25 protein-coding genes are annotated in these 26,239 nt (G+C 71.6%); 11 read left to right on the top strand and 14 right to left on the bottom strand.

Annotation, left to right across the window (positions count from 1 at the left end; all coding sequences use genetic code 11):
* Nucleotides 1–92 precede the first annotated feature (92 nt).
* On the top strand, nucleotides 93–788 hold the full coding sequence (locus RBJ77_RS27515; RefSeq protein ID WP_372347490.1) for a FadR/GntR family transcriptional regulator: 696 nt from the start codon (nucleotides 93–95) through the stop codon (nucleotides 786–788).
* Here the strand turns inward: RBJ77_RS27515 and RBJ77_RS27510 are convergent.
* The 3 genes from RBJ77_RS27510 to fabG form a co-directional block, all read right to left on the bottom strand.
* Complete coding sequence (locus RBJ77_RS27510) at nucleotides 763–1,107, bottom strand: hypothetical protein (protein ID WP_372347489.1); 345 nt, start codon at nucleotides 1,105–1,107, stop codon at nucleotides 763–765. The two genes, RBJ77_RS27515 and RBJ77_RS27510, sit on opposite strands and share 26 nt — an antisense overlap.
* Nucleotides 1,108–1,292: 185 nt before the next feature.
* Complete coding sequence (gene fabI / locus RBJ77_RS27505) at nucleotides 1,293–2,078, bottom strand: enoyl-ACP reductase FabI (RefSeq protein ID WP_372347488.1); 786 nt, start codon at nucleotides 2,076–2,078, stop codon at nucleotides 1,293–1,295.
* Between the two features lie 5 nt (nucleotides 2,079–2,083).
* A complete protein-coding gene (fabG, locus tag RBJ77_RS27500; protein WP_255967032.1) occupies nucleotides 2,084–2,800 on the bottom strand; it encodes a 3-oxoacyl-[acyl-carrier-protein] reductase in 717 nt (238 codons plus the stop codon).
* Between the two features lie 184 nt (nucleotides 2,801–2,984).
* On the opposite strand from fabG, the gene RBJ77_RS27495 reads away from it, so the two are divergent.
* From RBJ77_RS27495 to tyrS, 3 genes are all read left to right on the top strand, one after another.
* Nucleotides 2,985–4,508: a TldD/PmbA family protein gene (locus tag RBJ77_RS27495; RefSeq protein ID WP_372347487.1), complete on the top strand. Its 1,524-nt coding sequence runs from the start codon at nucleotides 2,985–2,987 to the stop codon at nucleotides 4,506–4,508.
* Nucleotides 4,505–5,905: a metallopeptidase TldD-related protein gene (locus RBJ77_RS27490; RefSeq protein ID WP_372347486.1), complete on the top strand. Its 1,401-nt coding sequence runs from the start codon at nucleotides 4,505–4,507 to the stop codon at nucleotides 5,903–5,905. Before RBJ77_RS27495 ends, RBJ77_RS27490 begins: the two co-directional genes overlap by 4 nt.
* A gap of 63 nt (nucleotides 5,906–5,968) precedes the next feature.
* Nucleotides 5,969–7,243, top strand: a complete 1,275-nt coding sequence (tyrS, locus tag RBJ77_RS27485; RefSeq protein WP_372347485.1) for a tyrosine--tRNA ligase — start codon at nucleotides 5,969–5,971, stop codon at nucleotides 7,241–7,243.
* 121 nt (nucleotides 7,244–7,364) lie between these two features.
* On the opposite strand, the gene RBJ77_RS27480 is transcribed toward tyrS, so the two are convergent.
* Nucleotides 7,365–7,640 (bottom strand): GlsB/YeaQ/YmgE family stress response membrane protein, encoded by a 276-nt coding sequence (locus tag RBJ77_RS27480; RefSeq protein WP_255967023.1) that lies wholly within the window; start codon nucleotides 7,638–7,640, stop codon nucleotides 7,365–7,367.
* 231 nt (nucleotides 7,641–7,871) lie between these two features.
* Between RBJ77_RS27480 and RBJ77_RS27475 the strand changes: the two genes are divergently transcribed.
* Together RBJ77_RS27475 and RBJ77_RS27470 are read left to right on the top strand one after the other, a co-directional pair.
* Nucleotides 7,872–8,222 carry a DUF3099 domain-containing protein gene (locus RBJ77_RS27475; RefSeq protein WP_372347484.1) on the top strand — a complete coding sequence of 117 codons (351 nt, stop codon included), beginning with the start codon at nucleotides 7,872–7,874 and terminating at the stop codon, nucleotides 8,220–8,222.
* Nucleotides 8,223–8,453: 231 nt separating this feature from the next.
* Nucleotides 8,454–8,708, top strand: a complete 255-nt coding sequence (locus RBJ77_RS27470) for a hypothetical protein (protein WP_372347483.1) — start codon at nucleotides 8,454–8,456, stop codon at nucleotides 8,706–8,708.
* Nucleotides 8,709–8,712: 4 nt separating this feature from the next.
* Here the strand turns inward: RBJ77_RS27470 and moaA are convergent, their stop codons facing one another.
* The 3 genes from moaA to RBJ77_RS27455 all read right to left on the bottom strand — a co-directional run bounded on the left by moaA (nucleotide 8,713) and on the right by RBJ77_RS27455 (nucleotide 11,869).
* Nucleotides 8,713–9,711: a GTP 3',8-cyclase MoaA gene (gene moaA / locus RBJ77_RS27465; RefSeq protein ID WP_372347482.1), complete on the bottom strand. Its 999-nt coding sequence runs from the start codon at nucleotides 9,709–9,711 to the stop codon at nucleotides 8,713–8,715.
* A gap of 167 nt (nucleotides 9,712–9,878) precedes the next feature.
* A complete protein-coding gene (locus RBJ77_RS27460) occupies nucleotides 9,879–11,501 on the bottom strand; it encodes a cation acetate symporter (protein WP_372347481.1) in 1,623 nt (540 codons plus the stop codon).
* Nucleotides 11,498–11,869 carry a DUF485 domain-containing protein gene (locus RBJ77_RS27455; RefSeq protein WP_372347480.1) on the bottom strand — a complete coding sequence of 124 codons (372 nt, stop codon included), beginning with the start codon at nucleotides 11,867–11,869 and terminating at the stop codon, nucleotides 11,498–11,500. Before RBJ77_RS27455 ends, RBJ77_RS27460 begins: the two co-directional genes overlap by 4 nt.
* Before the next feature lie 335 nt (nucleotides 11,870–12,204).
* Here RBJ77_RS27455 and RBJ77_RS27450 point away from each other — a divergent pair, with 335 nt between their 5' ends.
* The 5 genes from RBJ77_RS27450 (at nucleotide 12,205) to RBJ77_RS27430 (ending at nucleotide 19,284) form a co-directional block, all read left to right on the top strand.
* The gene (locus tag RBJ77_RS27450) at nucleotides 12,205–13,734 is read left to right on the top strand and encodes a S8 family serine peptidase (protein ID WP_372347479.1); all 1,530 of its coding nucleotides are present in this window, start codon (nucleotides 12,205–12,207) and stop codon (nucleotides 13,732–13,734) included.
* An 80-nt stretch (nucleotides 13,735–13,814) separates the two neighbouring features.
* Nucleotides 13,815–15,245 carry a S8 family serine peptidase gene (locus tag RBJ77_RS27445; RefSeq protein WP_372347509.1) on the top strand — a complete coding sequence of 477 codons (1,431 nt, stop codon included), beginning with the start codon at nucleotides 13,815–13,817 and terminating at the stop codon, nucleotides 15,243–15,245.
* Nucleotides 15,246–15,256: 11 nt separating this feature from the next.
* Entirely contained in the window at nucleotides 15,257–16,762 is a 1,506-nt protein-coding gene (locus RBJ77_RS27440) for a S8 family serine peptidase (RefSeq protein ID WP_372347478.1), read from the top strand.
* 83 nt (nucleotides 16,763–16,845) lie between these two features.
* Entirely contained in the window at nucleotides 16,846–18,177 is a 1,332-nt protein-coding gene (locus tag RBJ77_RS27435; protein ID WP_372347477.1) for a CoA transferase, read from the top strand.
* 108 nt (nucleotides 18,178–18,285) lie between these two features.
* Nucleotides 18,286–19,284 (top strand): CopD family protein, encoded by a 999-nt coding sequence (locus RBJ77_RS27430; RefSeq protein ID WP_372347508.1) that lies wholly within the window; start codon nucleotides 18,286–18,288, stop codon nucleotides 19,282–19,284.
* A gap of 16 nt (nucleotides 19,285–19,300) precedes the next feature.
* Here RBJ77_RS27430 and RBJ77_RS27425 read toward each other — a convergent pair whose 3' ends face one another.
* From RBJ77_RS27425 to RBJ77_RS27395, 7 genes are all read right to left on the bottom strand, one after another.
* Nucleotides 19,301–20,344, bottom strand: coding sequence for a zinc-dependent alcohol dehydrogenase family protein (locus RBJ77_RS27425; RefSeq protein WP_372347476.1), 1,044 nt, complete (start codon nucleotides 20,342–20,344; stop codon nucleotides 19,301–19,303).
* 22 nt (nucleotides 20,345–20,366) lie between these two features.
* Complete coding sequence (locus RBJ77_RS27420) at nucleotides 20,367–21,041, bottom strand: lysoplasmalogenase (protein WP_372347475.1); 675 nt, start codon at nucleotides 21,039–21,041, stop codon at nucleotides 20,367–20,369.
* Nucleotides 21,038–21,982: a sterol desaturase family protein gene (locus RBJ77_RS27415; protein WP_372347474.1), complete on the bottom strand. Its 945-nt coding sequence runs from the start codon at nucleotides 21,980–21,982 to the stop codon at nucleotides 21,038–21,040. Before RBJ77_RS27415 ends, RBJ77_RS27420 begins: the two co-directional genes overlap by 4 nt.
* A gap of 72 nt (nucleotides 21,983–22,054) precedes the next feature.
* Nucleotides 22,055–22,777, bottom strand: a complete 723-nt coding sequence (locus RBJ77_RS27410) for a VIT family protein (RefSeq protein ID WP_372347473.1) — start codon at nucleotides 22,775–22,777, stop codon at nucleotides 22,055–22,057.
* A 24-nt stretch (nucleotides 22,778–22,801) separates the two neighbouring features.
* Nucleotides 22,802–24,052, bottom strand: coding sequence for an amidohydrolase family protein (locus RBJ77_RS27405; RefSeq protein WP_372347472.1), 1,251 nt, complete (start codon nucleotides 24,050–24,052; stop codon nucleotides 22,802–22,804).
* A complete protein-coding gene (locus RBJ77_RS27400; RefSeq protein WP_372347471.1) occupies nucleotides 24,049–25,332 on the bottom strand; it encodes an amidohydrolase family protein in 1,284 nt (427 codons plus the stop codon). The genes RBJ77_RS27405 and RBJ77_RS27400 overlap by 4 nt, the downstream gene beginning before the upstream one ends.
* 21 nt (nucleotides 25,333–25,353) lie before the next feature.
* Nucleotides 25,354–26,238: an SDR family NAD(P)-dependent oxidoreductase gene (locus RBJ77_RS27395; protein ID WP_372347470.1), complete on the bottom strand. Its 885-nt coding sequence runs from the start codon at nucleotides 26,236–26,238 to the stop codon at nucleotides 25,354–25,356.
* Between the last annotated feature and the right edge of the window lies 1 nt (nucleotide 26,239).

Below are 26,239 nucleotides of genomic sequence, written 5' to 3'. Positions count from 1 at the left end.
TCTTAGAATCATGGGATGATTGGTTGTCCAATCCGTTTGCGTCACACTTGAGCCACCTCCAGACCCCCGGTGCCCCACAGCGAAGGAACGTCATGCCGCTGACCTCCCCCCGGCGCTCGGCCCTGTCCGAGCAGGTCATCTCCGCCCTGCGCGCCCAGATCTCCTCGGGCGAGTGGCCGGTGGGCTCCCGCATCCCGACGGAGCCGGAGCTCGTCGAGCAGCTGGGCGTCGCCCGGAACACGGTGCGCGAGGCGGTGCGCGCCCTCGCGCACAACGGCCTCCTGGACATCCGGCAGGGCTCGGGCACGTACGTCGTGGCGACCAGTGAGCTGGCGGGCGTGATGCAGCGGCGGTTCGCGGAGGCCGACCCCCGGCACATCGCCGAGCTGCGTTCCACGCTGGAGTCGAGCGCGGCGAAGCTGGCCGCCGTGCGGCGCACGGAGCGCGATCTGAAGCAGCTGGACGCCCTGCTCGTGCGGCGCGAGGAGGCGTGGGAGTCGCGGGACACGGAGGCGTTCGTGACGGCGGACGCGACGTTCCACATGGCCGTGGTGGCGGCGTCCCACAACGACGTGATGACGGCGATGTACGCGGACCTGGGCGAGGTGCTGCGGGACTGGCTGCGCGAGGACGTGGGCGAGCGGCTGACCGCCGAGAACCACATGGACCACACGCGCCTGGTCGACGCGATCCGGGTCGGCGACGCGGAGGCGGCCGCCCTGGAGGCGGCGGGCTACGCGTTCCAGTGCCGGCAGGCCCGGCTCACACCGGCGCCTTCCGGTGACTGACCCAGGCGCCGCGCACGTTCTTCCAGCACCGCCCGTCGAGGCGGACGGTCTGGGCGGGGTCGACGGCCCGCGGCCGTGAGTCGGTGTCGATGTCCCACCACTGGTCGCACTCGATGTGCAGGGCGACCCGGTCGACGCCCGGGTACGGGTTGTGACAGGTGGCGCTCACCCGTGACCGGTCGACCTCGATGCGGCACTGGGCGCCGAAGAGTTCGCGCTTCTTCCCGGCGGACCGGTCGTCGGGCACCGCGTGGGACGGCACCGCGACGATCAGGGCCAGGGCGGCTATGGCGGGGGCTATCCGGTGGGCCAGACGCACGAAGGGACCTCCTCGCACCAGAGTGCGGTGAGGCCCCTTCGGTCCGCCCGGCCGGTGAGCCGAACGGGTGGTGCGCCCTTCAGGGGCGCGGGGAACTGCGCGAGCAACCACATACGGACCTGTGGCCAGATGCGGGACATCAGGCCCGACGGCGCGCGGCCGAGCGGCTGAACCCAGCGGAGCGCTCAGGCGCCGATGGCGTGCAGGCCGCCGTCGACGTGGATGATCTCGCCCGTCGTCTTCGGGAACCAGTCCGAGAGCAGCGCGACGATGCCGCGGCCGGCCGGCTCCGGGTCCTTCAGGTCCCACTCCAGCGGGGAGCGCGTGTCCCACACGGAGGCCAGCTCACCGAAGCCCGGGATGGACTTGGCGGCCATGGAGCCGAGCGGGCCCGCCGAGATCAGGTTGCAGCGGATGTTCTGCTTGCCGAGGTCGCGCGCCATGTAGCGGCTGGTGGCCTCCAGCGCGGCCTTGGCCGGGCCCATCCAGTCGTACTGCGGCCAGGCGAACTGCGCGTCGAAGGTCAGGCCGACGACGGAGCCGCCCTCGGACATCAGCGGCAGCAGCGCCATCGTCAGCGACTTCAGGGAGAAGGCGGAGACGTGCATGGCGGTGGCCACGGACTCGAACGGCGTGTTCAGGAAGTTGCCGCCGAGCGCGTCCTGCGGCGCGAAGCCGATGGAGTGCACGACGCCGTCGATGCGGTCGCCGAGGTGCTCGCGGACCTGGCCCTCCAGGCGGGCGAGGTGCTCGTCGTTCGAGACGTCGAGCTCCAGCACCTTCACCTTGTCGGGGTGGGGCAGCTTCTTGGCGATGCGCTCGGTCAGCGTCGGCCGCGGCCAGGCGGTGAGGATGATCTCCGCGCCCTGCTCCTGGGCCAGCTTCGCGGTGTGGAAGGCGATGGAGGACTCCATCAGCACACCGGTGATGAGGATCTTCTTGCCCTCGAGGATTCCAGTCGTGTTCGTCATCGTGCTCAGTGACCCATTCCCAGTCCGCCGTCAACCGGGATGACGGCTCCAGTGATGTACGAAGCGTCGTCCGAGGTCAGGAACCTCACCACACCGGCGATCTCCTCGACCTGCGCGTACCGCCCGAGCGGCACCTGCGACACGATGCCCGCGCGCTGCTCGTCGGTGAGCGCCTGCGTCATGTCGGTGTCGACGAAGCCGGGGGCGACGACGTTGAAGGTGATGTTGCGCGACCCGAGCTCACGGGCGAGGGAACGCGCGAAGCCCACAAGACCCGCCTTCGAGGCGGCGTAGTTCGCCTGCCCCGCCGAGCCGAGCAGCCCGACGACGGAGGAGATCAGCACGACGCGGCCCTTCTTGGCGCGCAGCATGCCGCGGTTGGCACGCTTCACGACCCGGAAGGTGCCGGTGAGGTTGGTGTCGAGGACGGACGTGAAGTCCTCCTCGGACATGCGCATGAGGAGCTGGTCCTTGGTGACGCCGGCGTTGGCGACCAGGACCTCGACGTTGCCGTGCTTCTCCTCGATCTCCTTGTAGGCCTGCTCCACCTGCTCGGCGTCGGTGATGTCGCACTTGACGGCGAGGAAGCCCAGCTTTTCGAGTTCCGCGGGGTCACCTGAGCGGTACGTGATCGCGACCTTGTCGCCCGCCTCGGCGAATGCGCGGGCGATGGCGAGGCCGATGCCCCGGTTTCCTCCGGTGACGAGAACCGAGCGGCTCAACGGATCACCCTTTCGATAGCGGTGGTGGTCCTCGAAACCTATCGGTACGACCCTTGGTACGGAGAATCGACCACCGACAGTGGCGTACACGACTCACTGTCGGGTCCCTACAGAAAGGTCTGGCCGCGCACCCCCGCCGCGCGACATGATCAGGGCTCACGGTGGCAACGACAGGGAGACACTCGTGCCTCATACGATCGATGAAGCCTTCACGGCGCTCCCGCTGCGGGCCCTCGCCGACGCCGCGCTCGCCCGGGCCCGCGCGCTGGGCGCCGAGCACGCGGACTTCCGGTTCGAGCGGGTGCGCAGCGCGGCGGTGCGGCTGCGGGACGCGAAGCCGTCGGGCTCGTCCGACACCACGGACCTGGGCTATGCGGTGCGGGTCGTCCACGGCGGTACGTGGGGGTTCGCCTCGGGCGTCGATCTGACGATGGACGCGGCGGCGAAGGTGGCGTCGCAGGCCGTGGCGATGGCGAAGCTGAGTGCGCAGGTCATCGCGGCGGCGGGCTCGGACGAGCGGGTGGAGCTGGCCGCCGAGCCGGTGCACGCGGAGAAGACCTGGGTCTCCTCGTACGAGATCGACCCCTTCTCCGTGCCGGAGGAGGAGCGGTCCGGGCTGCTCGCCGACTGGAGCGCGGGGCTGCTGCGGGCCGACGGGGTGTCCCACGTGGACGCCTCGCTGCTGTCGGTCCACGAGAACAAGTTCTACGCGGACACGGCCGGCACGGTCACGACGCAGCAGCGCGTGCGGCTGCACCCGCAGCTCACGGCCGTCGCCGTGGACGAGTCGAGCGGCGAGTTCGACTCCATGCGCACGATCGCGCCGCCGGTCGGGCGCGGCTGGGAGTACCTGACCGGCACCGGCTGGGACTGGGCGGGCGAGCTCGCGCGGATTCCCGAGCTGCTGGCCGAGAAGATGCGGGCGCCGAGCGTGCGGGCGGGCTCCTACGACCTGGTCGTCGACCCGTCGAACCTGTGGCTGACCATCCACGAGTCGATCGGGCACGCCACCGAGCTGGACCGCGCGCTGGGCTACGAGGCGGCCTACGCGGGCACCTCCTTCGCCACGTTCGACCAGCTCGGCAAGCTCAAGTACGGCTCCGAGATCATGAACGTGACCGGTGACCGCACCGCCGAGCACGGGCTCGCCACCATCGGCTACGACGACGAGGGCGTGGCCGGGCAGTCCTGGGACCTGGTGAAGGACGGGACCCTGGTGGGCTATCAACTCGACCGCCGGATCGCGAGGTTGACCGGGTTCGACCGGTCCAACGGATGCGCGTACGCCGACTCCCCCGGGCACGTCCCGGTGCAGCGGATGGCCAACGTGTCGCTGCAGCCGGACCCCGGCGGACTGTCCACGGAGGACCTGATCGCGGGCGTCGACCGCGGGATCTACGTCGTGGGCGACCGGTCGTGGTCCATCGACATGCAGCGCTACAACTTCCAGTTCACCGGACAGCGCTTCTTCAAGATCGAGAACGGGCGGCTGGCCGGTCAGCTGCGGGACGTGGCGTACCAGGCGACGACCACCGACTTCTGGGGTTCGATGGCCGCGGTCGGCGGCCCGCAGACGTACGTCCTCGGTGGCGCCTTCAACTGCGGCAAGGCCCAGCCGGGCCAGGTCGCGGCGGTCTCGCACGGCTGCCCGAGCGCCCTCTTCAAGGGTGTCAACATCCTCAACACCACTCAGGAGGCGGGCCGATGAGCCCCCGTACGCCCGGGAACAAGCCGTACGAGATCGTCGAGCGCGCCCTGGAGCTGTCGCGGGCCGACGGCTGTGTCGTCATCGCCGACGAGACGTCCACCGCGAACCTGCGCTGGGCGGGCAACGCGCTGACGACGAACGGGGTCACGCGGGGCCGCACCCTCACCGTGATCGCGACCGTCGACGGCAAGGAGGGGACGGCGACCGGTGTCGTGTCCCGGTCGGCGGTGACCGCCGACGACCTGGAGGCGCTGGTCAGGTCCGCCGAGGAGGCCGCCGCCAAGGCCGGGCCCGCGGAGGACGCGCAGCCGCTCGTCTCCGGCGTGCCGCACTCCGCCGACTTCACGGACGCGCCCGCGGAGACGTCGTCGGCCGTCTTCAAGGACTTCGCGCCCGCGCTCGGCGAGGCGTTCGCGCGGGCCGGGGCGGGCGGGCGCGAGCTGTACGGGTTCGCCAACCACGAGCTGACGTCGAGCTACCTCGGCACGTCGGCGGGGCTGCGGCTGCGCCACGACCAGCCCAACGGGACGCTGGAGCTGAACGCCAAGTCGCCGGACCGCAGGCGCTCGGCGTGGGCGGGGCGCTCGACGAGGGACTTCACGGACGTCGATCCGGCGGCGATGGACGCGGAGCTGGCGACGCGGCTCGGCTGGGCCGAGCGGCGGATCGAGCTGCCCGCCGGCCGGTACGAGACGCTGCTGCCGCCGACCGCCGTCGCCGACCTGCTGATCTACCAGCTGTGGTCGGCGGGGGCGCGGGACGCCGCCGAGGGCCGGACCGTCTTCAGCAAGCCGGGCGGCGGCACCCGCGTCGGCGAGCGGCTGACCGGGCTGCCGCTGTCGCTGCGCAGCGATCCGCACGCGCCGGGCCTGGAGTCGGCGCCGTTCGTGCTCGCGCACGCCTCCGGGGACGACGCGTCCGTCTTCGACAACGGGCTGCCGCTCGGCGCGACCGAGTGGATCTCCGGCGGGGAGCTCCGGCACCTGACGACGACGCGGCACAGCGCGGGGCTGACCGGTCTCCCGGTCGCGCCCGCGGGCGACAACCTGATCCTGGACGGCGGCTCGGACACGTCGCTCGACGAGATGGTCGCCGCGACGGACCGCGGGCTGCTGCTGACCTGCCTCTGGTACATCCGCGAGGTCGATCCGGCGACGCTGCTGCTGACCGGTCTGACCCGGGACGGCGTGTACCTCGTGGAGAACGGCGAGGTCGTCGGCGAGGTGAACAACTTCCGGTTCAACGAGTCGCCGGTGGACCTGCTGGGCCGGGCCACGGAGGCCGGGCGGACGGAAAAGACGCTGCCCCGGGAGTGGGGCGACTGGTTCACTAGGGCTGCGATGCCGGCCCTGCGGGTGCCGGACTTCAACATGAGCTCGGTCAGCCAGGGCGTCTGACCATCCGGTTTCGCCCATAGACTGGCAGGGCCCCAACAGGACTGTTCAAGGAGAACCAGAACCGTGACGGACATCGTCGACGAACTCAAGTGGCGCGGGCTGATCGCCCTGTCCACCGACGAGGACGAGCTGCGCAAGGCGTTCGCGGACGGTCCGGTCACGTTCTATTGCGGCTTCGACCCGACCGCGCCGAGCCTGCACCTGGGCAACCTGGTGCAGATCCTCACCATGCGGCGCATCCAGCAGGCGGGCCACCGCCCGCTGGGTCTGGTCGGCGGCGCCACCGGTCTGATCGGTGACCCGAAGCCGACGGCGGAGCGCACGCTGAACTCGCCGGAGGTCGTGGCCGGCTGGGTGCAGCGGCTGCGCGGTCAGATCGAGCGGTTCCTCGACTTCGAGGGCCCGCACGCGGCGACGATGGTGAACAACCTGGACTGGACCCAGGGCATGTCCGCCATCGAGTTCCTGCGCGACGTGGGCAAGTACTTCCGGGTCAACAAGATGATCGCCAAGGAGGCCGTCTCCCGGCGGCTCAACTCGGACGCGGGCATCAGCTACACGGAGTTCAGCTACCAGATCCTCCAGGGGATGGACTACCTCAAGCTGTACGAGCAGTACGGCTGCGTCCTGCAGACCGGCGGCAGCGACCAGTGGGGCAACCTGACCTCGGGCACCGACCTGATCCACCGGGTGCACCCGGAGGCCGGGGTGCACGCGATCGGCACGCCGCTGCTCACCAAGGCGGACGGCACCAAGTTCGGCAAGACCGAGTCCGGCACCGTCTGGCTGGACCCGGAGATGTTCTCGCCGTACGCCTTCTACCAGTTCTGGCTGAACGCGGACGACCGGGACATCTCCAAGTTCCTGCGCACCTTCTCCTTCGCGTCCCGTGAGGAGATCGAGGAGCTGGAGCGGCAGACCGAGGAGCGGCCGCAGGCCCGGGCCGCCCAGCGGGCGCTCGCCGAGGAGCTGACGACGCTGGTGCACGGCGCCGACCAGACGGCGGCCGTGATCGCGGCGTCGAAGGCGCTGTTCGGTCAGGGCGACGGGAACCTGGCGGACCTGGACGAGGCGACGCTGGCCGCCGCCCTGTCCGAGCTGCCGAAGGTCGAGGTCGCCGAGCTCGGTCCGGTCGTCGACCTGTTCGCCGAGGTCGGTCTCGTCGCCAGCAAGTCGGCCGCCCGGCGCACCGTGAAGGAGGGCGGCGCCTACGTGAACAACGTCAAGGTCGCCGCCGAGGACGCCGTCCCGGCCGCGGACGACCTGCTGCACGGCCGCTGGCTGGTGCTGCGGCGCGGCAAGAAGAACCTGGCCGCGGTCGAGGTCAAGAGCGCCTAGCCGGGCCCGTCGCACCACGTCACGGTTCCCCGCGCCCCTTCCGGGGTGCGGGGAATCGGCCTGTCCGGGGCCTGTCCGGGGCCTGTCCGGGGCCTGTCCGGCGGATCAGGCCGCGTCCGCCCTAGGCCTTCTTCTTGTTGCCGCGCAGCGCCGCCCACGCCATGTCGCCCACCCCGACCACGACCACGGCTCCGATCAGCTGGAGCAGATGGCGGGTCCAGTCGATGCCCCGGGTGTCGTTGACGCCGAGGCCGGTGGCCGCCCAGTTGCCCAGGACGCTGCCGATGATGCCGAAGACGGTCGTCAGCCACAGCGGGATCTGCTGCTTGCCCGGCAGGATCGCCTTCGCGATCAGGCCCAGTACGAAGCCCACGATGATCGCCCACAACCAAGTCATGACGTCGCCTCCTCATGCGGCGCGGAGGTGCGCGAAGTGCGACGCGCACGTGCGATCAGTCTCGGGCCGTACCCCGTACGGCGCATGTCGGGGCACCCCGTACGCGGTACGGCGCAGGCCGTACGCCCGGGTCAGGCGCGCCCCGGTCTCGTAGTCGGCGCACCCCGGGCGTAACGTGGATGCCGGTCCGGGCCGGGGAGAGTCCGGCGAGCTGGCGGGTGGTGGAATGTGATGCGGAAGCAGAGCGACAACGGTGCGGCGCAGGTTTTCCGGATCACTGGAGCCCGGCAGGGCCTGGCCGAGGACGTGCGGGGCAGGCAGCGCCGGTACGTCATCTCGATGGTGATCCGCACGCTCGCGGTGATCCTCACGGCCGTGCTGTGGAACGTGGAGCGGCACGTCGCCATCGTGACCCTGGTGTTCGGCGCCTTCCTCCCCTATGTCGCGGTCGTGATCGCGAACGCCGGCCGGGAGAACGCCCCGGGGCTGCCCTCGACCTTCGTGCCGGCCCCCTCGCGACCCATGATCTCGCCCGCGCCGACGGCCGGTCCGGCGGAATCCGTCCCGGAGGACCGGAGCTAGTCCGCGGGCCGCGCGGACACCGTCGGGGGCCGTCCGACCGCGCTCCGCGACCGGTACACAAAGCTCAAGAAAAGCTCAGATCAATCATGTTGTTCCGGTGCCGGGCGGCGGGTCCCGCGTGACATACTGCGTACGCGCTCCGCATCCCCCGTCGGAGCGACGGACCGACGCCGGGCAGCTCCCCCCGTGGCTGCTCGGCGTCGCCATTTCCGGGGCGTCTAAGGTTGACGCGTGAATCTCGCGAACCTCTCCGAACCGTCCCCCGCCACTCCGCAGTGCTCCGCCAAGGGCTGCCGTGCCGACGCGGTGTGGGTGCTCGCGTGGAACAACCCGAAGCTGCACACGCCGGAGCGGCGCAAGACCTGGCTGGCCTGCGAGGAGCATCGCGAGCACCTGTCCAAGTTCCTCGGCGTCCGCGGGTTCCTGAAGGACACCGTGCCGCTGGCGGAGTGGGACGCCCGCGAGGAGCGGGACGCCGAGGAGTAGGGCGTCAGCCGCCGATCGCCGACATCGGGCGGTCGGGCTGCAGGAACGACGGGTCGTCCAGACCGGAGCCCGCCTTCTTGCCCCACATGGCGAGCTTCCAGATGCGGGCGATGTTCTCGTCGGTGCCGTCCGGGCCCTCGTCCCTCAGCGCCGCCCGCAGGTCCGTCTCCTCGGTGGCGAACAGGCAGGTGCGGACCTGGCCGTCGGCGGTGAGGCGGGTGCGGTCGCAGGCCGAGCAGAACGGGCGGGTGACCGAGGCGATGACGCCGACGCGGTGCGGCCCGCCGTCCACGACCCAGCGCTCGGCCGGGGCGGAGCCGCGCTCGTCGGAACCCTCGGGCGTGAGCTCGAAGCGCGTACGGAGCGAGGTCAGGATGTCGCCCGCGGTGATCATGCCGTCGCGCTTCCAGCCGTGCTGGGCGTCGAGGGGCATCTGCTCGATGAAGCGGAGCTCGTAGTCGTGGTCGACGGCCCAGGCGAGGAGGTCGGGGGCCTCGTCCTCGTTCAGCCCCGGCATCAGGACCGAGTTGATCTTCACCGGGGTGAGGCCCGCCTCGTGGGCGGCGGCCAGGCCCTCGATGACGTCCTTGTGGCGGTCGCGGCGGGTCAGGGTCTTGAAGACGTCGGGGCGGAGCGTGTCCAGTGACACGTTCACCCGGTCGAGGCCCGCCGTCCTGAGCGCCTGTGCCGTGCGCTTGAGCCCGATGCCGTTCGTCGTCAGGGACATCCTGGGGCGCGGCTCCAGGGCCGCGACGCGCTCGACGATGCCGACCAGGCCGGGGCGCAGCAGGGGCTCGCCGCCGGTGAAGCGGATCTCGGTGATGCCGAGGTGGGTGACGGCGATGCGGACGAGGCGGACGATCTCGTCGTCCGTCAGCAGGTCCGGCTTGGCCAGCCACTGGAGGCCCTCTTCGGGCATGCAGTAAGTGCAGCGGAGATTGCACCGGTCGGTGAGCGAGACCCGAAGGTCGGTGGCCACTCGGCCGTAGGTGTCGATGAGCACGTGGGCCCCCTCCCATTGCCTGTCTGCTTGTCTCTCTGTCGCCTTCTGTGGTCCGAGCCTACGTGACGCGTCTGACAGCGGCAGGCCTGTGATCCCACGAGCGTGCCGCGCCCCCGTCGTAGAGAGCTACTAGCGGTCTACGGCGGGGGCGCGGCAGCGAGTCCGGATCAGTGGGCTCCGGTGCCCGTGAGGGAGCGCACTTCCAGCTCCGCGTACTTGCCCTTGTCGGCCTTCTCCTTGGCCATGTAGGTGCCGATGACACCCAGCAGGAAGCCGATCGGGATCGAGATGATGCCCGGGTTCTCCAGCGGGAACCAGTGGAAGTCGACGCCCTTGAACATCGACGTCTTCGGGTTGCCGGAGACGACGGGCGAGAAGAGGACGAGGAAGACGGCCGAGAAGAGGCCGCCGTAGATCGACCACAGCGCTCCGTTGGTGTTGAAGCGCTTCCAGAAGAGGCTGTACAGGATCGTCGGCAGGTTGGCGGAGGCGGCGACCGCGAAGGCCAGGGCGACCAGGCCGGCGACGTTCAGGTCGCGGGCGAGCGCGCCGAGGCCGATCGAGACGATGCCGATGAAGACGGTGGCCCAGCGGGCGGCCTTCATCTCCTGCTTCTCGTCCGCCTTCCCCTTCTTGATGACGTTCGCGTAGATGTCGTGCGCGAAGGAGGAGGACGAGGCGAGGGTCAGGCCCGCGACGACGGCGAGGATCGTCGCGAAGGCGACCGCCGAGATCGAGGCGAGCAGGATCGCGCCCCAGTTGGAGTCGGTGCCGCCGAGGTGGAGGGCGAGCAGCGGTGCGGCCGTGTTGCCCGCCGGGTTCGACGCGATGATCTCGGCCGGCTTGATGAGGGCGGCGGCGCCGAAGCCGAGCGCGATCGTCATCAGGTAGAAGGCGCCGATGATGCCGATGGCCCAGTTGACCGACTTACGGGCGGCCTTGGCGGTCGGCACCGTGTAGAAGCGGATCAGGATGTGCGGCAGTCCGGCGGTGCCGAGGACGAGCGCGATGCCCAGCGAGATGAAGTCGATCTTCGACGTGGACGTGGCGCCGTACTTGAGCCCGGGCTCCAGGAACGCCGCGCCCTTGCCGCTGTTCTCCGCGGCCGTGCCGAGCAGGTCGGAGACGTTGAAGTCGAACTTCAGCAGGACCAGGAAGGTGAGCAGGATGGCGCCGGCGATCAGCAGGACGGCCTTGACCATCTGCACCCAGGTGGTGCCCTTCATGCCGCCGATCGTGACGTACACGATCATCAGGACGCCGACGAGCGCGACGATGAGGATCTTGCCCGCGTCCGAGGTGATGCCGAGCAGCAGCGAGACCAGGACACCGGCGCCCGCCATCTGCGCGAGCAGGTAGAAGATCGAGACGACGATCGTCGAGGTGCCGGCCGCGGTGCGGACCGGGCGCTGGCGCATGCGGTAGGCGAGCACGTCGCCCATCGTGTAGCGGCCGGAGTTGCGCAGCGGCTCGGCGACCAGGAGGAGCGCCACCAGCCAGGCGACCAGGAAGCCGATCGAGTAGAGGAAGCCGTCGTACCCGAAGAGGGCGATGGCGCCGGCGATGCCGAGGAACGACGCGGCGGACATGTAGTCGCCGGAGACCGCGAGGCCGTTCTGGAAGGCGGTGAACTGGCGGCCGCCCGCGTAGAAGTCGGAGGCGCTCTTGGTCTGGCGGCCGGCCCAGACCGTGATGACGAGCGTCGCGAGGACGAAGACCGCGAACAGACTGATGATCAGCGGCCGGTGCTCGCTGGCCTCGCCGGCGGCGAGGGTGATTGCGGGGCTCATGCGCCGCCCTCCATACGGGACTTGATGGCCTCGGCCTTGGGGTCGAGCTTCGCGGCGGAGTACCGCGAGTACCACCAGGCGATGAGGAACGTGGTGAGGAACTGGGCGAGGCCGAGGATCAGGGCGACGTTGATGTTGCCGAAGACCTTGGTGCCCATGAAGTCGCCCGCGTAGTTCGACAGCAGGACGTAGACCAGGTACCAGGCGATGAACGCGATGGTGAGCGGGAAGGCGAACGAGCGGTGCGCGTGGCGCAGCTCGCCGAACTCCTCGCTCTGCTGCACCTCGATGAACTCCTCGGTGGAGGGCAGCGCCAGACGGTCGTCGGGGCTGCCCTTCTGGGGTGGTGGTGGTGCGTCGGTGGCCACGGAGTCTCCTCGTGATGCGGGTGCTGTCGGGGACGGGGGTGCGGTCATTGGGGGGCGAACCTCACAGTGACGTGGATCACGTGGGCCGGGTCGCGATGGTAGGGCTCTCCGGCGTGATCCAACAGGGGGCCGGATCGTGCGCGTACCCCCTGCACAACGTCACGGGGACACGCGCGCGGCGGTTCAACTCCCCTGCTTTCTTTCGGAACTCGTTGATGACCTGCGGGGACTAGAGATACGTTCACACCGCACCACGCGTCATGTACCTGCCCGAGCACCATTCGTGTTCGGGCTTTTCCGTATTCGCCCCATACGACGGATGATGTGGAGATCCCATGGCTCATCTGCCTGCCAGACGCCGCATGGCCCTCGCCCTGCCGATCGGCATCGCGCTGACGGCCTCCTTCGGCTTCCTGCCGTCCGCGAGCGCCACCGCCCCTGCCGACTCCCCCGCCGCCACGGCCGGTTCGGCGTCCTCGCTCGCGTACGTCGTGAACACGCGCAGCACCGACGCCCGCACCATCGCCTCCGTGAGCAGGGCGATATCCGCGGCGGGCGGCTCCATAGTCGAGACGTACGCGAAGATCGGCGTCTTCGTCGTCCACTCGTCGAACGCCGACTTCGGCAAGCAGATCCGCGCGACGAAGGGCGTGGCCACCGCGGGCGCCACCCGTACCGCGCCGCTCAGCCTGGCCGGCACCACCGACGAGGGTGCCGTCCAGAAGCTCTCCAAGGCCGACGCGAAGGCCGTCGCCGCGCAGGCGACGCCCGGCCAGGAGCCGCTCGAGGCCGACCAGTGGGACCTGCGGGCGATCGGCGCTGACAAGGCCGCGACGGTGAACCCGGGCAGCAAGAAGGTCACCGTCGGCGTCATCGACACCGGTGTGGACGACACCCACCCCGACCTCGCGCCGAACTTCTCCGCCTCCCAGTCGGCCAGCTGCGTCGGCGGCAAGGCGGACACCTCGCCGGGCGCCTGGCGGCCCGCGAACCCCGAGCACTACCACGGCACGCACGTCGCCGGTGAGATCGCGGCCGCGCGCAACGGCGTCGGCGTCGCGGGCGTCGCCCCGGGCGTGAAGGTCGCGGGCATCAAGGTGGCCGACCCGGTCAGCGAGCTGTTCTACCCGGAGAGCGTCGTGTGCGCCTTCGTGTTCGCCGCCGACCACGGCATCGAGGTCACGAACAACAGCTATTACGTGGACCCGTGGATGTACAACTGCATGGACGACCCCGACCAGCGGGCCATCGTCGACGCGGTGAACCGGGCCCAGCTGTACGCCCAGAAGAAGGGCACCCTGAGCTTCGCCTCCGCGGGCAACTCCAACCACGACCTGGACTCCGACGCGATCCTCGACGACTCCAGCCCGGACGACTCGACCGCGGTGGAGCGCACCATCAACCCGCACACCTGCTTCGACGTGCCGACCCAGCTCCCGGGCGTCGTCACGGTCAGCTCGACCGGTGTCACCAAGTCCAAGGCGTACTACTCCAGTTACGGCAACGGCGTCATCGACATCGCGGCGCCGGGCGGCGACAAGCTGCAGATCCCGGCCGACACCCCGTCGAAGAACGGCCGCATCCTGTCGACCATGCCGGGCGGCGAGTACGGCTGGCTGCAGGGCACGTCGATGGCGTCGCCGCACGCCGCCGGTGTCGCCGCGCTCCTCAAGTCGACGCACCCGAAGGCCACGCCGGCCCAGCTGCAGGCGCTGATGAAGGCGCAGGCCGACGAGGAGGTCTGCCCGGCCTCGTACGACGGTGACGGCGACGGCGTCGTGGACGCCACCTGCGAGGGCGGCAAGCAGCGCAACGGCTTCTACGGCTACGGCATCGTCGACGCGCTCAAGGCCGTCAAGAAGTGAGGGGCCCCGGCAGAAGGTCCCGTCCGCTGAGACCGCTCGCCGCCGCGTCCGGCCTCGCCGTGGCGTCCGCGCTCGCGGTGATGCCGAACGCGGTGGCCGCCGACGCGCCCGTCGCGGCCGACGGTCCGCTGCTCAGCTACGTCGTCAACGTCCGTGCGGGGCACGGGACGTCGGCGGCCGTGCAGAAGGAGATCGGCCGGGCGGGCGGCAGCGTCGTCATCGCCTACGACCGGATCGGCGTCATCGTCGCCCACTCGAAGAACCCGGACTTCGGGAAGACCATCCGTGCGGTGCGCGGTGTGCAGAGCGCGGGCGCGACCCGTACCGCTCCGCTCGCCGCGTCCGCGACGGACGAGACCGGGACGACGCAGGCGCTGAGCGCCGCCCAGGTCGCCCGGGCGGCGGGGTCCGCCGCCGCGGGTCAGGAGCCGCTGGAGCCCAACCAGTGGGACATGCGGCTGATCGGCGCCGACCGCGCCAACGCGATCGAGGACGGCAGCCGGAAGGTGACGGTCGGTGTCATCGACACCGGCGTCGACGACACCCACCCGGACCTGGCGCCGAACTTCTCGCCGGCGCAGTCCGCGAACTGCGTGGGCGGCAAGCCGGACGCGTCGTTCGGGGCCTGGCGCCCGTCCGAGGCCGCCGCCGACCACGGCACGCACGTGGCGGGCACGATCGCCGCCGCCCGCAACGGCATCGGCGTGGCCGGTGTCGCGCCGGGCGTGCGGCTCGCCGCGATCAAGGTGGCCGACCCGGGCACCCAGATCTTCTACACGGAGTCCGTCGTCTGCGGCTTCGTGTGGGCGGCCGACCACGGCATCGACGTCACCAACAACAGCTACTACTCCGACCCCTGGTACATGAACTGCGTGACCGACGCCGACCAGAAGGCCCTGGTCGACTCGATCAGCCGGGCCATCCGGTACGCGCGGGACAAGGGTGTCACGAGCGTGGCGAGCGCCCACAACTTCAACGACGACCTGGCGTCGGACTCGGTGGTCGACACCTCCAGTCCTGACGACAGCACGCCCGTGGAGCGCACGGTCGATCCGTCCGAGTGCCCGATCGCGCCGGAGATGCTGCCGGGGATCGTGACGGTGTCGTCGGTGGGCGTCACCCAGCAGAAGGCCTACTACTCCAACTACGGCAACGGCGTCATCGACGTGGCGGGCCCCGGCGGCGACGGCCTCAAGCCCGCCGACACCCCGGACAAGAACGGGCGGGTCCTGTCGACGCTGCCCGGCGGCGGCTGGGGCTACAAGCAGGGCACCTCGATGGCCGCCCCGCACGTGACGGGCGTCATCGCGCTGCTCAAGTCCGGGCATCCGAAGGCGACTCCGGGTCAGCTGGAGGCGCTGCTGAAGAAGCAGGCCGACGAGCAGACGTGCCCGGCCTCGTACGACGGTGACGGCGACGGGGTCGTCGACGCGGTCTGCGAGGGCGGCCGGCAGCACAACGGCTTCTACGGAAACGGCATCGTCAACGCGCTCAAGGCCGTGACGAAGTAAGGGATTCACCTATGAAATCGCGTCTCATACGGGCCCTCTCGCTCCCGGCGGGACTCGCCATGGCGTCGGCGCTCGCGGTGGTGCCGAACGCGGTGGCCGCCGACGCGCCCGTCGCCACGGACGGCCCGCAGCTCAGCTACGTCGTCAACGTCCGTTCCGGGCAGGGCAATTCGGCCGGGATCCGGCAGGCGATCGGCAAGGCCGGCGGCTCCGTCGTCATCGCGTACGACAAGATCGGCGTCCTCGTCGTCCACTCCAAGAACCCGGACTTCGCACGGACGATCCGGACCGCGCACGGCGTCGAGTCGGCCGGTGCCACGCGCACCGCGCCGCTGGCCGCGCAGTCCAGCGACGACATCGCCACGGAGAAGGTGCTGACCGCCGCCGAGGCGGAGAAGGCCGCCGCGGCGGCGAGTGCGGCGCAGGACCCGCTGGAGCCGTTGCAGTGGGACCTGCCCGCCATCAAGGCGGACCGGGCCCACCAGAAGTCGCTGGGCAGCTCCAAGGTGACCGTCGGCGTGCTGGACTCCGGCGTCGACGACACCCACCCGGACATCGCGCCGAACTTCGACCGGCAGGCGTCGGCCAGCTGTCTGGGCGGCGTGCCGGTGCAGAAGGACGACGCGTGGCGTCCGGTGGCGGGCGAGTCCGACCACGGCATGCACGTGGCGGGCACCATCGCCGCCGCGAAGAACGGCGTCGGCGTCACCGGTGTCGCGCCGGGCGTGAAGGTGGCGAGCCTGAAGGTGGCCGAGCCGGCCACCGGCATGTACTACACGGAGGCCGTGGTCTGCGGCTTCATGTGGGCGGCCGACCACGGCGTGGACGTCACCAACTCCAGCTACTACACCGACCCGTGGCTGTTCAACTGCAAGACGGACGCCGACCAGAAGGCGCTCGTCACGGCCGTCACCCGGGCCACGCAGTACGCCGAGCGCAAGGGCGCGGTGAACGTGGCGGCGGCCGGCAACGCCGAGACGGACCTCGCGCAGGACCAGATCGTCGACGACTCGTCGCCGGACGACACGAACCCGGTCACGCGGACGATCAACACCAAGGACTGCTTCGACATCCCGTCGCAGCTGCCGGGTGTGGTGACCGTCTCGGCGACCGGCGCCAAGGGCATCAAGGCGTCGTACTCGAACTGGGGCAAGAACGTCGTCGACATCGCGGCGCCGGGCGGCGACAGCACCGCGTACCAGACGCCCGCCCCGCCGGCCACCAGCGGACTGATCCTGTCGACGCTGCCGGGCGGCAAGTACGGCTACAAGGCGGGGACGTCGATGGCGTCGCCGCACGTCGCGGGTGTCGCCGCGCTCATCAAGTCGACGCACCTGCACGCCTCGGCCGCCCAGGTCAAGGCGCTGCTGTACGGGGAGGCCGACGCGACGCCGTGCACCGACCCGTACGACATCGACGGCGACGGCACCGTCGACGCGGTGTGCGTGGGCAGCAAGAACAAGAACAGCTTCTACGGTTCCGGTACGGCCGACGCGCTGGACGCGGTGACCAAGTAGCGGGTTCCTGACGGGGGTCGAGTGGCGCACGCCACTCGGCCCCCGTCTCCGTGCGCGGCCCCGTGCTGGGCGATAGTGCCTGCATGACACACGCACCCGACACCGCTCCGGTGTGGCAGGCGCTCGGCGGCGACCCCGCCCTGCTCCCCCGCATCGCGTACCGCACGCGCGCGGACGCGCTGCCCGCCCGGCTTCCCGTCGTCGAACTGGCCCGCGCCTGTGTGGGCGCCTGCGCGCTGGCCGGCGCGGAGTGGACCGCCGCGCGCACCGGGCGGCCGGTTCCCGCGGTAACCGTCGACGACGCCGCCCTCGACACCGCGTTCACCAGTGAGCGGCACCTCCTCATCGACGGGCGCGCCCCGGTCAACTTCGCGCCCCTGTCCCGCTTCTGGCGCACCGCGGACGGCTGGCTGCGCACCCACGCGAACTATCCGCACCACCGCGCGCGGCTGCGCACGGCGCTCGGCGTCGGCGACGACGCGACGGTGGACGAGGTGGCGGCGCTGCTCGCCGGGCGGTCGGCGTACGAGGTCGAGGAGACGGTGTACGCGGCCGGCGGGCTGGCCGTGGCGCTGCGCACGCCCGCGCAGTGGGCGGCGCATCCGCAGGGCGCGGCGGTCGCGCAACGGCCGCTGCTGACCCGGGAGTCGGTGGGCGAGGCGGACCCGCGCCCGGTGGCGCGGCCGGTGCGGGTCCTTGACCTGACCCGGGTGCTCGCGGGTCCGGTCGCCACGCGGACGCTCGCGCTGCTCGGCGCGGACGTGCTGCGGGTGGACGCGCCGCAGTTGCCGGAGGACCCGGACGCGCACGCCGACACCGGGTTCGGGAAGCGGTCGACGCGGCTCGATCTGACGGACGGCGTCGACCGGCGCACCTTCGAGGAACTGCTCGCCGGGGCCGACGTGGTGGTCACGGGCTACCGGCCGGGCGCCCTCGACCGGTTCGGGCTCGCGCCGGAGGCGCTCGTGGAGCGGCGTCCAGGGCTCGTGGTGGCGCAGGTGTCGGCGTGGGGCGCGTACGGGCCGTGGGGCGAGCGGCGCGGCTTCGACAGTCTGGTGCAGGTGGCGTCGGGCATCGCCGCGATCGAGGGGTCGCCGGCCGCGCCGGGCGCGCTGCCCGCGCAGGCCCTCGACCACGGCACGGGGTACCTGATCGCGGCGGCGGTGCTGCGCTCGCTCACCGAGCAGGCGACGCGGGGCGGTTCGCGGGTGCTGCGGTTCGCGCTGGCGCAGACGGCCGGGTGGCTGACGGCCGGGTGGGCGAGCGGCGACCTCGCGGCGGGGCGGCTCGCGGAGGCCGACGCCGCGGTGGGGCGGCTGCGGTACGCGCTGCCGCCGGTGTCGTTCGACGGCGGTCCCACCGACTGGGAGCGGCCGCCGGGGGTGTGGGGCACGGACGAGGCGGCGTGGCGCTGAGCACCGAGCGATCCGGACGGCTTTGCGCCAGTTGTTCCTCTGCACTTGCCCCGGTCTGCGCCCACTGGTGAAGATCCAGTGGTGAGCTCGATACCACCCACCACCGACATGCCCGCGGCGCCGGCGGCGGACGCCGTGCCCGGCCGCAGACCCGTCGGCGCCGGGCGCGCCGTCGCCGCCGTCGTGCTCGTCGCCGCCGCGACCTTCGTCCCGATGTTCGGGCCGCAGGCGGCGCTCGACGGCACGGGCGAGGCCGCGGCGCCCGGCGTCGGCGGGATCGCGCTGCTGCGGACGGTGCTGTTCGCGGCGCTGTGCGTGCAGCTGGGCGAGGCGTTCGCCGGGTTCCTCGCCCGCCGGGTGGCGCCCGCTCAGGCGGTGCCGCGCACCTGGTCGCCGTACGCGGCATGGGTGGGTTTCGCGGCGGCCCTCGGCCTGGCCTCCGTGGTGGCCGCGGGGAACCTGATCCCGCACGGCGTCGGCGACCTCGACATCGGCGGCCTCTACGGGACGCGCGACGGCACCCTCGCCCTCCTGGAGGTCAACGCCTTCCTGGTGGCGGCCCTGTGCGCCCGCTCGCGCCGCCCGGACACCGCCCTGCTGCCGCTGGCGGCCGTGGTCGTCGCGGAGGCGCTGCGCGCCCATCCGCCGGCCGAGGACACCGCGCTCGTCGGGTCGGGGCTCACCCTCGTCCATCTGACGTGCGCCGCGCTGTGGGCGGGCGGACTGCTGTACGTGCTGCGCGCCCTGCGCCAGTGGCGGCGGACCGCGCCCGAGGCGGGCACGGCGCTGCTCGGCCGCTACGCGCGCGTGGCCGCGGTGCTGCTCGCCGCGATCACCGCGACGGGGGTGTGCAGCACGCTGCGCCGGATGCCGCCGGGCACGGTCCTCGACCAGCTGACGACGACCGCCTACGGGCGCACGCTGCTGGCGAAGGTGCTCCTCGTGGCGGTCGTCGCGGCGCTCGCCCTCGCCGCCAGGTTCCGGCTGCGCGGGGCCCGGGACCGTACGGCCGCGTACGTGCCCGCGCGCGCGGAGGTCGTGGTCCTGGGCGTCGTGGTGGCGGTGTCGGCGGTGCTGACGGCGCTGCCGCTGCCGATCCGCTGGTGAGGGCCCGGGCCCGCCGTCAGTTGGTGACGAGGACCTTCAGGGCGGTGCGCTCGTCCATCGCCTTGTAGCCGCCGGGCACGCCCTCGATGCCGACCGTCAGGTCGAAGACGGGCGACGGGTCGATGGTGCCGTCCAGGACGTCGGGCAGCAGCTCGGGGATGTAGGTGCGCACGGGGGCGACGCCGCCGCGCAGCGCGATGTTCCGGTCGAACATGACGCCCAGGTCGAGGCCGGTGCCGCTGCCGTGCGGGACGCCGACGAAGCCGATGGCGCCGCCGTCCCGGGTGATGTCGACCGCGGTCTTCATGGACTGCTCGGTGCCGACGGCCTCGATCACGGCGTGCGCGCCCTGGCCTTTGGTGAGGGCGCGGATCGCCTCGACGGCCGCGTCGCCGCGCTCGGCGACGACGTCCGTGGCGCCGAAGCGGCGGGCGATGTCGGTACGGGCCTGGTGGCGGCCGAGCGCGATGATCCGCTCGGCGCCGAGCCGCTTGGCCGCGAGGACGCCGCACAGGCCCACCGCGCCGTCGCCCACGACGGCGACGGTCGAGCCCGGGCGCACGCCCGCGCCGAGGGCCGCGTGGTGGCCGGTGCCCATGACGTCGGAGAGCGTCAGCAGGGCGGACAGCAGGTGGTCGTCGGACGCGGCGTCGGCCGGCAGCTGCACGAGCGTGCCGTCGGCGTACGGGACGCGCACGGCCTCGCCCTGCCCGCCGTCGTAGCCGACCGAGCCCCAGAAGCCGCCGTGCTCGCAGGACGTGGTGAGGCCCTCGCGGCAGTAGTCGCACACGCCGTCCGACCACATGAAGGGGGCGACCACCAGGTCGCCGCGCCGGACGCCGGTCACCTCGGAGCCGGTCTCCTCGACGAGGCCGAGGAACTCGTGCCCGATGCGCTGGCCGGGCTCGCGCTTGGCCTCGCCCCGGTAGGCCCACAGGTCGCTGCCGCAGACGCACGCGCGCAGGACGCGCACGACGGCGTCCGTGGGCAGGACGACGACGGGGTCGGGGACGTCCTCCACCCGCATGTCGAACGGGGCGTGGATGGTGGTGGCGCGCATGCGGGTGTTTCCTTTGTGCTGCTCAGAGAGGGCTGCGCCGGGTTTCGGCGCGCATGTCACGGTACGCCGCCCAGGGCGCCCTCCGCTCCCCGAGGGCGCCCTGCACCAGCAGGAACTGCGCCGCCACGTAGGTGAGCATCACCCAGAAGTCGGACTGCGGCAGCGCCGGCCAGTCGGCGACGCCCATGGCGATGAGCGAGTCGGAGAGCAGGAAGAGCGCGCCGCCGACGCCCGCCACCGGGCCGAGCCGGGCCGCCCCGAACGCCATGCAGGTCAGCAGCACGCTGTAGACGGCGACCGGCACCCGCATGCCGGCCGGCAGGTCCGGCCAGAGCGAGGCGACGGTCGTGGTGAGCACCACGCAGTACACGACGCCGAGCATCGAGCCGCGCGGGAGCGGCGTCCCCTGACGTCGGAAGAGGATCAGATAGCAGACGTGTCCGGCGGCGAAGCTGCCCATTCCGGCGAGGAACGCGGCGTCCTGGTCGAAGAGGAGCAGGACGTCGCCGCCCCACCCGAACAGCAGGGCGCCGCACAGGAGCCGGGGTCCGCCGCTCGCGACGGCGTACGCGAGGAGGGCGGGCATCAGCAGCGGCTTGAGGACGGTGTGCGCGACGTCGACGTCGGCCAGCAGCGCGACAAGGTCGGCGGCGCACAGGGCGAGGAAGGCGGTGCGCAGGACGCGGGGGAGGTTCACGCGGCGCCCTCGGCAACCTTCTCGCCGGCCGTCTCGCCGGTCGTCTCGCCGGCCGTCTCGTCCGCCTTCTTCGCGGCCTTCTGCTCGTCCTGCGGCGTGCTCCCGGCCGCGGGCTGCCAGCCAGGGCCCCGGAAGACCCGTCCGGCCCGCTCGCCCCAACTGTCGGCCGTCTTCAGGTCCTTGGCGATGGCGGCGTACTCGTGGGTGGCCACGCGCAGCGGGTTGTAGGTGGTGATGTTCTTGGTGAGTCCGAAGACGGGCCGCTCGACCTCGGCCGCCCACGAGCCGAAGAGCCGGTCCCACACGATCAGGATCCCGCCGAAGTTCCGGTCCAGGTAGCCGCCCTGGGAGGCGTGGTGGACCCGGTGGTGGGAGGGCGTGTTGAAGACGAACTCCAGCGGCCTGGGCAGCTTGTCGATGCGCTCGGTGTGGATCCAGAACTGGTACACGAGGTTGACCGACGAGCAGAACGCGAGCGCCGCCGGGTGCACGCCGCACGCGATCAGCGGCAGGTAGAACGGCCACGAGGTGAGGCTCGTCCAGGGCTGGCGCAGCGCGGTGGAGAGGTTGAACTTACGGCTGGAGTGGTGCACCACGTGGCAGGCCCACAGGATGCGGATGACGTGGTGCCCGCGGTGCGACCAGTAGTAGAAGAAGTCCTGGCCGAGCAGCATCAGCGGGATCGTCCACCACAGCACGGGCACGCGCAGCGGCGTCAGTTCGTAGACCGCCGTGTAGATCGCGACGATCGGGATCTTCCACAGGAAGTCGAAGAAGAGGCTCCCGAGCCCCATGGTGATGCTGGTCGTCGCGTCCTTGGCCTCGTACCCGGCATCGTCCTCGTCGGGATGGATGCGTACGGACACGATCTCGATGACCGTGAGCAGCACGAAGGCGGGTATCGACCACAGCACGACATCGGGCAGGTTCGGCGACGACATGCGAGCACGGTAAGGGCAGGTGACGGGCGTCGGCTAGGGGTTGTTACCGACAAGTATTACCGGCGGTAGGCGTCAGACACCCGCAGCCCCCAGCAACGACCCCGCCGCGTACGTGACGGCCATCGCCAGTGCTCCCCCGCCCACGTTCCGGAGCATCGCGGGGCGGACGGCGGAGCTGCCCGTGCGGGCGCTGGCCCAGCCCGTGAACGCGAGCGCCACCAGGACCGAGCCGACCGTGACCGGGAGGCGCAGGCCGGTGGGCGGCAGGACGATGGCGAGCAGCGGCAGCAGGGCGCCCGCCGTGAAGGCGAGGAAGCTGGCCCACGCCGCGTGCCAGGGGTTGGTGAGGGCGTCGGGGTCGATCCCGAGCTCCACGCGCGCGTGGGCGCGCAGGGCGTCGCGCGCGGTGAGCTGCTCGGCGGCCTCCCTGGCGACCTCGCGGCTGAGGCCGCGCTGCTCCAACAGGCCGGTGAGTTCCCGGAGTTCGGCCTCGGGATCCGCTGCAAGCTCCCGGCGCTCGGCGGCGAGCGCGGCCTTCTCGGAGTCGCGCTGCGTGGACACGGACACGTACTCGCCCGCGGCCATGGACATCGATCCGGCGAGCAGCCCCGCCAGTCCGGCCGTCAGCAGGGCGGAGCGGTCGTCGGTGGCCCCGGCGACACCGACGACGAGGCCCGCGGTGGAGACCACGCCGTCGTTGGCGCCGAGGACGGCGGCGCGCAGCCAGTTCAGCCGCGCGCCGAGCCCGCCGCCGTGGGCCTCGTCGTGGGTGTTCTCACGGGTGGGTTCGGTCACGGGGCGAGCATGGCAGCCGTCGCGTCACCAGACCCGTACCGACCCTCCCGTCGCGAACACCGGACTGGTCGCGTCCGCGGGCGGCTCCTTGAGCGGCTCGTCGAGTTCGGCGACGGTCGGGCCGACGCGGGCCGCGATCGGGTCGAGGAGGTCGAGGTCGAAGCCGTAGACCCGGGCGGTGTTGCCGCCGACCATCGCGGCGATCTCCTCGCGCGGCAGCCCCGCGTACGCGATGCGCAGGCCCTCGCGCGTGTACGGGTAGGTGCCTTCGTCGTGCGGGTAGTCGCTGCCCCACATGATCTTGTCGAGGCCGATCCGGTCACGCAGCGGCACTTCGTGCGGGCGCATGAAGCTCGCGCCCACGTAGCAGTTCTCGCGCCACACGGTGGAGGGGCCCTTGCCCATCGACTCGGCGAGCCCCGCGCCGAACTTGGACTCGGCGGTCTGCGCCGTCGAGGCCGTCGCCTTCGTCGCGGCGGCCACCAGGCGCCCGTGGTAGTAGTCCAGCATGTCCAGGACGCCGGGGATCCAGCCCGAGCCCTGCTCGGTGAGGACCAGCTTCAGGTCCGGGTGCTTGCGGAAGGCGCCGCCGAAGACGAGGTGCCACAGGGCGCGGTGCGAGAACCACGTCGTCTCGACCATGAAGACGGCGCGGGCCGCCGGTTCGTCGCCGAGCGGCGGGGACGCCGAGCCCGCGTGGTGGTTGACCGGCACGCCGAGTTCGGCGCAGACCCGCCAGATCGGGTCGTACGCGGCGGAGTAGAGCTCGGGGAGGCCGGAGCCGGGCGGGGTGCCGGGGAGCAGCAGGCCGCCCTTCAGGCCCGCCCCGGCCGCCCAGCGGATCTCCTTGACCGCCTCGTCGACGTCGTTGAGGAGGATCTGGAACACGCCCGCCCTGCGTCCCGGGGCGGCGGCGCAGAAGTCCGCGAGCCACCGGTTGTGGGCCCGCAGCCCGGCCCAGCGCTGCTCGAACTCCTCGCGGCTGGGCGCGGGAGCCATCAGCGAGGCCGACGGGAAGAACGGCGGGATGGTGTTGGGGAAGACGACCTCGGCGACGATGCCGTCCCGCTCCAGCTCGGCGATGCGCCGGTCGGAGTTCCAGTTGCGGTCGGCGGTGTCGGCGAGGAGGTCCTCGTACGGGTTCACGTACGTGGCCGCCCACGCGTCGAACGCGTCGTGGTGCCCGGACTCCAAGTAGGGCTTGTAGTCGAGGAGGTCGGCGCCCGCGTGGCAGTCCGCGGAGATGACCGTGTAGCGCTCTTCAGGTGCGGTCATGGAGTCACCCCAAGCGTCGGGAAGTCGTGGTCGGTCAGCCAGTGCCGGCCCACCTCGCGCGAGCGCGCCCAGGACGCTTCCACGGCGCTCTGGTCGGCGTCCTGGCCGAGGTCGGCCGGGGTCGGACCGATGCGCTGCGCGAGCGGGGCGAGTTTCCCGGTGTCGAAGCCGAACACCTCGGCCGCGGCCAGGCCCAGCATGCGGCGGGTCTCCGCCACCGGGATGTCGTGGAAGGTCTTCTTCAGCCACGCGCGCGTGTCGGGCCACGTCCCCTCGGGGTGCGGGAAGTCGCTGCCCCACAGGATGTTGTCGACGCCGATCTCGTAGCGCTGGGCGAGTTCGCGGCGCTTGGTGTTGGTGGCGCAGACGAAGATCTGCCGGTCGAGGTACTCGTGCGGCGGGCGCTTCAGCTCGGCGAACGGGGAGAGCTTCTTGCCGCCGTGGGCGCCCAGGTAGAGGCGGTCCATGAACCACAGCAGGTTGGGCAGCCACCAGCAGCCCGACTCGGCGACGCCGAACTTCAGCCCTGGATGCCGCTCGAAGACGCCCGACCACAACATGAACCACAAGGGGCGGGCGGGCCACCAGGTCACTTCACTTACGTAGATGCCGAGGTGGTCGCCGTACTCGTGGCGCGGCGCCGCCCCCGAATGCGTCACCACAGGCATCTCGCACTCGGCGGCCGCCGCCCACACGGGGTCGTAACGACGTGCGTGGTACGGGTCCTTGTCGACCCACATCGACGGGATCATCAGGGCGCCGAGCCCCGACTCCTTGGCGCGGTGCACTTCGGCGACGACCTTGTCCGGATCGGCCGTGATCGGCAACAGGGCGACACCACAGTGCCGTTCGGGGTTCTGCCCCACGAACTCGGCGAGCCAGCGGTTGTGCGCCTGGGCGCCGGCCATGCCGAGTTCGGGGTCCTGGTCACCGGAGAGGCCGAGCCCGACACCGAACGGCGCCGCCGTCTGACTGTCCACGGCGTCCGCGTCGGGGAAGACGACCTCGGCGGCCACGCCGTCGCCGTCGAGCTCCTTGAGGCGCTGCGCGGCGTCCCAGCCGCCGCGCAGTCCCTCCTCGTTGTCGGCGAACCACTTCGCGGCGAAGGCGTCGTTGCGGATGCCGAGCCGCGTCGCCTCCTCACGGCGCTTGTCGCGCTCGCCGAGGAACTGGTCGAAGGCGCGATGGAAACGGCTGTCCAGATAGGGCCGGTACTCCTCGGTGGGCAGTCCGGCGTGGCAGTCGGAGGAGATGATCAGGTACGGGTCCTGGTTGCTCATCGTGCGTACCCCCTCGGGGAGTCAGTCGAGAATGAAGCTCTCCAGGTAGGCCGGGTTCGCCCGGTCCAGCATCGACTGCGAGCGCGCCCTGATCTGCCGGTCGCTGTGCTCGCTCTCCGGGAGCAGCCAGAACCGGTCGGCCGCGATGCCGTCGGCGACGAGCTCGGCCACCTGCTCCACGGGCGTGAACTCGACCTCCTTGCCCGCCGCCTTCATGGCGGCCTCCCACTGGTCGAGGCTGCGGTACGGCGTCCTGCGGGGGCGCTCCTTGGCGAACCGGTCGGGCCGGTTGCGGTGCGACTCCCACAGGCCGGTGCGCAGCATGTGGGGGCCCGGGAAGAGGACGGAGGCGCCCACGCGCGCGTGCTCCGCCTTCAGATGGGCGTACAGCGACTCCGTCATCGTGACCACGGCCGCCTTCGTGACCGCGTACACGGAGGCCGTCGGCAGCGGGGCGATGCCGCCGTCCCCGGAGGACGTGTTGACGACGTGGCCGGGCTCGCCGCCCGCGATCATGCGCGGTACGAACGCCTGGACGCCGTGGAAGACGCCCCACACGTTGACGTCGAACGCCCACTTCCAGTCGTTGGGTTCGTGCTCCCACATGCGGCCCTCGGCGCCGGAGCCGACGCCCGCGTTGTTGCACAGCACGTGGCACGCGCCGAACGTGGCGTACGTGTCCTCGGCGAGCGCCATGACCTGCTCGCGCTCGCCGACGTCGACCACGCGCGCGTGCACGGTCGCCCCGTCCGCCCGCAGTCCCGCGGCCGCGGCCTCCAGGGCGCCCTTCTCGACGTCGGCGAGGACCACCTTGAGGCCACCGGCGGCGAACCGCCGGGCCATCGCGAGCCCGATGCCGCTCGCCGCGCCCGTGACGACGGCGACCTGTCCCTCCGTCAGCTCCATG

The organism is Streptomyces sp. KL116D, assembly GCF_030766975.1.
GTDB classification, from domain to species: domain Bacteria; phylum Actinomycetota; class Actinomycetes; order Streptomycetales; family Streptomycetaceae; genus Streptomyces; species Streptomyces longispororuber_A.
Note: the sequence above shows the minus strand (reverse complement) of the source record. Positions and strands in the feature narration are given on the sequence as shown.

Coding starts and splice junctions, on each gene's coding strand:
- RBJ77_RS27515 (WP_372347490.1), top strand. CDS start 93: ATGCCGCTGACCTCCCCCCGGCGCTCGGCCCTGTCCGAGCAGGTCATC.
- fabI (WP_372347488.1), bottom strand. CDS start 2,078: ATGACGAACACGACTGGAATCCTCGAGGGCAAGAAGATCCTCATCACC.
- RBJ77_RS27490 (WP_372347486.1), top strand. CDS start 4,505: ATGAGCCCCCGTACGCCCGGGAACAAGCCGTACGAGATCGTCGAGCGC.
- RBJ77_RS27480 (WP_255967023.1), bottom strand. CDS start 7,640: ATGACTTGGTTGTGGGCGATCATCGTGGGCTTCGTACTGGGCCTGATC.
- RBJ77_RS27475 (WP_372347484.1), top strand. CDS start 7,872: ATGCGGAAGCAGAGCGACAACGGTGCGGCGCAGGTTTTCCGGATCACT.
- RBJ77_RS27460 (WP_372347481.1), bottom strand. CDS start 11,501: ATGAGCCCCGCAATCACCCTCGCCGCCGGCGAGGCCAGCGAGCACCGG.
- RBJ77_RS27450 (WP_372347479.1), top strand. CDS start 12,205: ATGGCTCATCTGCCTGCCAGACGCCGCATGGCCCTCGCCCTGCCGATC.
- RBJ77_RS27445 (WP_372347509.1), top strand. CDS start 13,815: ATGCCGAACGCGGTGGCCGCCGACGCGCCCGTCGCGGCCGACGGTCCG.
- RBJ77_RS27440 (WP_372347478.1), top strand. CDS start 15,257: ATGAAATCGCGTCTCATACGGGCCCTCTCGCTCCCGGCGGGACTCGCC.
- RBJ77_RS27435 (WP_372347477.1), top strand. CDS start 16,846: ATGACACACGCACCCGACACCGCTCCGGTGTGGCAGGCGCTCGGCGGC.
- RBJ77_RS27430 (WP_372347508.1), top strand. CDS start 18,286: ATGCCCGCGGCGCCGGCGGCGGACGCCGTGCCCGGCCGCAGACCCGTC.
- RBJ77_RS27425 (WP_372347476.1), bottom strand. CDS start 20,344: ATGCGCGCCACCACCATCCACGCCCCGTTCGACATGCGGGTGGAGGAC.
- RBJ77_RS27415 (WP_372347474.1), bottom strand. CDS start 21,982: ATGTCGTCGCCGAACCTGCCCGATGTCGTGCTGTGGTCGATACCCGCC.
- RBJ77_RS27405 (WP_372347472.1), bottom strand. CDS start 24,052: ATGACCGCACCTGAAGAGCGCTACACGGTCATCTCCGCGGACTGCCAC.
- RBJ77_RS27400 (WP_372347471.1), bottom strand. CDS start 25,332: ATGAGCAACCAGGACCCGTACCTGATCATCTCCTCCGACTGCCACGCC.
- RBJ77_RS27395 (WP_372347470.1), bottom strand. CDS start 26,238: ATGGAGCTGACGGAGGGACAGGTCGCCGTCGTCACGGGCGCGGCGAGC.